General features: G+C 44.6%; 4 protein-coding genes. 1 reads left to right on the forward strand and 3 read right to left on the reverse strand.

All coding sequences use genetic code 11. From position 1 onward, the window contains the following. Positions 1–35 precede the first annotated feature (35 nt). The 3 genes from IQ242_RS17435 to IQ242_RS17445 all read right to left on the reverse strand — a co-directional run bounded on the left by IQ242_RS17435 (position 36) and on the right by IQ242_RS17445 (position 3,265). Positions 36–1,247 (reverse strand): FAD-dependent hydroxylase, encoded by a 1,212-nt coding sequence (locus tag IQ242_RS17435; RefSeq protein ID WP_193960839.1) that lies wholly within the window; start codon positions 1,245–1,247, stop codon positions 36–38. Positions 1,248–1,588: 341 nt separating this feature from the next. After that, positions 1,589–2,131: a phasin family protein gene (locus IQ242_RS17440; RefSeq protein ID WP_052277152.1), complete on the reverse strand. Its 543-nt coding sequence runs from the start codon at positions 2,129–2,131 to the stop codon at positions 1,589–1,591. 60 nt (positions 2,132–2,191) lie between these two features. After that, positions 2,192–3,265 carry a poly(3-hydroxybutyrate) depolymerase gene (locus IQ242_RS17445; RefSeq protein WP_193960840.1) on the reverse strand — a complete coding sequence of 358 codons (1,074 nt, stop codon included), beginning with the start codon at positions 3,263–3,265 and terminating at the stop codon, positions 2,192–2,194. 169 nt (positions 3,266–3,434) lie between these two features. Here IQ242_RS17445 and IQ242_RS17450 point away from each other — a divergent pair, with 169 nt between their 5' ends. Beyond that, the gene (locus IQ242_RS17450; protein ID WP_193960841.1) at positions 3,435–4,277 is read left to right on the forward strand and encodes a methyltransferase domain-containing protein; all 843 of its coding nucleotides are present in this window, start codon (positions 3,435–3,437) and stop codon (positions 4,275–4,277) included. Positions 4,278–4,534: the final 257 nt, after the last annotated feature.

Raw genomic sequence — 4,534 nt, forward strand, 5'->3', positions numbered from 1 at the left:
CTAAAAGTCCTGTCCAACAAGGTTTTTAGATTTATTCAGCAAGTCCTAGCTAATTGGGGAATACGTCCTTTTAATCCCGTCATTAATTGCAGGGCAAACAATTTCAACGGGGGGAAACCGCGCATAATTGCCAATCCGAGACGACGGATGACAACGATGGGCGGCCAGTTATTGGAGAACAGGCGATCTAGAAAATCTGTGAAGCCTAAAATCGCTAAATTCTCGGATCTACGCCATTTTTCGTAGGATTTTAGGGTAGAAAGCGCTCCGATATCCCCTTGCTTTTCCACTGCTTCCTTTAATACCTGCGCTAAAGCGGCCGCGTCGCGAATGCCTAAATTTAAACCTTGACCACCGACGGGATGACAACAGTGAGCGGCATCACCAATTAAAGCCAGTCGGGGTTTAACATAGGTATCACTCTGCATTAACTGTACGGGAAAGAGAGCGCGGGGGCTAACTAATGCTATTTTTCCCAGTAATCCCCCCGTATATGCTTCTAATTTCTTGATAAATTCCGCTTCGGGCATTTCTTGCAGTTTTTTCGCCTCTTCATGGGGATTTGTCCAAACGATCTGACAGCGATTACCCTGGAGCGGTAAAATGCCCATCGGACCGGTGGGCCAAAATCTTTCAAAGGCGGTATCGTTGCGATCGAGTTGATGTTTAATGGTGAAAGCGACACAGGATTGCCAATATTTCCAACCTTTGGTTTTAATTTGCGCCCCTTGCCGGATAGCGGATTTGGCTCCATCAGCCCCGATAACTAATTTTGTGGTGATTTTTCGGGTTTGACCGGCTTCTTCCAGGGTGACAGTGGCTGTTTCTGCTCCGTACTCCACTTCTAACACTTTAGCAGGGGATAACCAGTCAATGCGATCGCAATCTTGGCTGGCCTTGTGCAGGGCCGTTAGAATCACTTGATGTTCGCCCACATAGCCCAAATAATCGGTTTTTAGCTCATCGACCACAAAGGGGACAAAAATCGGAAAATCGGCATCAGAAAGGCGAATATGACGAAATTTACCGATACTGGGCGAGATTTTATCCCAGATACCCAAGCCTGTAAAAATCCGGCTGGACATCAACGAGAGGGCATAAGCTTGACGACGGGAGGCGGCCACCTCTAGGGGGCGTTCCTCGATCATAGCGATATTTAATCCTGTATTTTTTAAGGCCACCGCTAGGGTGGTCCCGACTATACCGCCCCCGACAATGATTAAATCGTAGCTGTCCCGTCTTAACATATAAATATTTTTCTCAAAGATCATCAGTGACTACACTGATCTATTCTGACACGATTTTCGGGGTTGCTGTCGGGTTTGATTGTCTTCACCCCACCTAGCCATTGATAGACTTTCAAGGGTTTTGTCCCGTTGCCGAGAGTTTCGGGTTATCGCTCTTCCTGGACTTCTGGAAGGGCGATAACAAGCTGCTGCCCTGTTAGCTGATGCTCCTGCTGCGCCAGTCTTCCTCGATACCCCGACGGCCAAGGCAGCGGCGCTGGCACTTGCCCGCCGTTGGGGATATGTTTGGGGCAGCAACCCGGGAACTTGGCCAAAGACATAACCCGCAAGATCAAGTTTTTTTAACTCTGATCAGATGCGAATGCGTCAAGGCTTTTTTGAGTCCAATTGTCCAGAGCAGTATTGATAGAGTTAAGAACTCCCATTGTTTCGAGCATATTCCCCTTCAACTTTTCTTGAAGTTCGCTAAAAATACTGGTTTGGACATTGAATAGATCATCTACTTTTTGAGCGCTCTTTAATATCTCTAGATACTTGGCTGTAGTTTCTAGATACAGGCGCATCAATTCTGCTTGCTTTAGTCCAAGACTGGTCATCGAACTGACATAAATTTCACCCAAGTCCTTAAAAGACTCAGAGGTTGCCTGTAAATTCACCAGCTTCAGTTGGCTTTGAAATAGTTCATTAATACTATCGGTATAAACTTCCCCCAATTCTTTGGTCAAGCTTAGATAACCCTTGCTTAGTTCAGCGAAAGCACTGGGGTTAACAAAACTTGTTAACATGGCATCGATCGCGTTCACATTAGTGGCCGTAATATTCTTGAAGGACTCTATTGCCAACTTGTTCGAGTCAATCCACTGTTTAACTAGCTCGTTTTGCATGGTAGTTTCCTCGTAAACTGCTTAATGTATTTCTCTGTCTGTGCCAGCAAAAAGATTAAATTATTGAGGGTGCGGTTCGGCCAACCGTTCTAACATAGCGACAATTGCCCTCATCTGGGGAGACTCTCTAGTATAAAAGACGGGATTATCTGCATCTGCACTGGAATATCCCCAAAAATCCCAGCATCCCTGGGGATTGTAAGGGATTAATGCTGACGGTTCAACCTGGGGATATAAGACAATTATCCTGTTGGTATCAGCTATTTCATTGTAACCGGTTTTAGTGTAGTAAGTATCATCAATTTCCGTTGCCCCCTGTTTGCAACCATGAATAGCTACATGAACTTTGCAGCTTTCTTTTTTACAGGCTTCAGGTACATAAACATAAGCCTCCCGACTCATACTCGTCTTTTTACCGTCAATAAACTCGCTCTGGTCAAACCGAATAATCTGGCCACTTAATCTATTAGAGTCAACCGGTGGATTTAACTTGCCATAAATATGCCCTAAAATCCGATGGGATTGCATGAAATCGCAGTCGTTTATAAAGGGTGACTTAGTATCTGAACATGACACCCTAGACTCCTCGACAATTATGGCATGACCGGCATTGATATTCTTGTCGTATTTAATATTCTCTGAGGGCAAGCCGGCAGCTTGATAAAAATCTTCTACTTTGTCAACGACGACAGTTGTAACTACGCGATCACTTGAACCACTGAATAGATAGACTCGATCATCTTTTAAATTGTTGAGATCGGCAATTTTGTTAGCCTTGGCCAGTTCTTGAGCTTTTTTAAATAATCTTTTCCCATCCGGTCCTACTGACTCAGTCAGAGGATTCATGCAAGTTGATGTCGCTTGCTCGAAAAATTGCTCTGGATCCGTCTCGTAAGAACCTACACAAAAAAAAGGACCGCCAGCAATTATACCTGCTCCCACCAGCCTATCTGAGTAGGCCACATGGAATTGGGCCGTCATGAAGGCCCCTGATGAAAGACCGGAAACAGATGTTTGGCTTAAATCTGCCTGATAACCGGATAGCTTGGCTGCTTCCTCGGCCAAGACCGCCCCATGGAAGATAAAAATACTAAAAATCAAAACAGCCAGTAGTTTTAATCCTGCCTTAATCATAAGACCTCTTGCAAAAATCGGAACCTATGATATTAAGATAAAGTAAAACAGATCGAAATTTAAAAACCCGCTCCCCACTTCCCACTTTGCCGTACTTTTTCCACAGGATTTGGTATAACATATCTGGCCAATCTCTGGCAAGAGTGCCTCTCTTAACTAGGAAATCACCATGGAACTTTATCAACGAATAGCCGATTTTTATGACTCCTCTAGTGGACTATGGGAAAGGATTTGGGGCGAACATATGCACCATGGTTACTACGGTCGCGGCGGCAAGATTAAACTCGATCGCCGTCAGGCACAAATTGATTTAATAGAAGAATTATTAACTTGGGGTGGTGTCACCGGCGCTAATCAGATTCTCGATGTGGGTTGTGGTATTGGTGGCAGTAGTCTTTATCTGGCCGAAAAATTTCACAGCCAAGGGGTGGGGATTACCCTTTCCCCGGTACAAGCCGCTAGAGCCAGCCAAAGAGCGCAAGAGTTCAATTTAGAGGAACAAGTCAGTTTTTGTGTGGCTGATGCCCTAAAAACCCCCTTTCCTGAGAATAATTTTGATCTGGTCTGGTCTTTGGAGAGTGGCGAACATATGCCCGATAAAAGGCAATTTCTGCGGGAATGTTATCGGGTTTTGCAGCCTGGGGGGACTTTTTTGATGGCTACTTGGTGTCATCGTCCCACCACTTCCCTGGCCGGTAATTTAACGGAAGGAGAGATTAAACTATTAAACGAGATTTATCAGGTTTATTGTCTGCCCTATGTGATTTCTTTGCCAGAATACGCCGATATTGCCCGTGAAGTTGGCTTTCAAGACCTAAAAACCGATGATTGGTCCCTATCGGTGGCTGCTTTTTGGGATGTGGTGATTGATTCAGCCCTAACCACAGATGCGATCGCAGGTTTGTTAGCAAGCGGTTATACTACTATCCAAGGGACCTTATCTTTAGGGTTAATGCGGCGCGGTTACGAGTCGGGTTTAATTCGTTTTGGTTTACTGCAAGGGAAAAAATAATCAGCTTGGCGATGATTACAGTGCAGCGATTGATAATTAGGCGTTGTCAGATCAGAATAGGAAAGATGCAATGCAATCCTTGCTACCCTTCGACCCCTTCAACTCCTTCGACTTGGCTCAGGGCAAGTTGGGGACTTCCAGAGAATAAAATACCCAACAAAAAAATAGAAAAGTGTTTTTTTGAAAAAGTAATTATTTTTGTCTAGGAAAACAAAGAGTCTCCCATTACAACCTATTTTTCCGAAAAAATAGGCAGC

Source organism: Microcystis sp. LEGE 08355, assembly GCF_015207185.1.
GTDB classification, from domain to species: domain Bacteria; phylum Cyanobacteriota; class Cyanobacteriia; order Cyanobacteriales; family Microcystaceae; genus Microcystis; species Microcystis panniformis.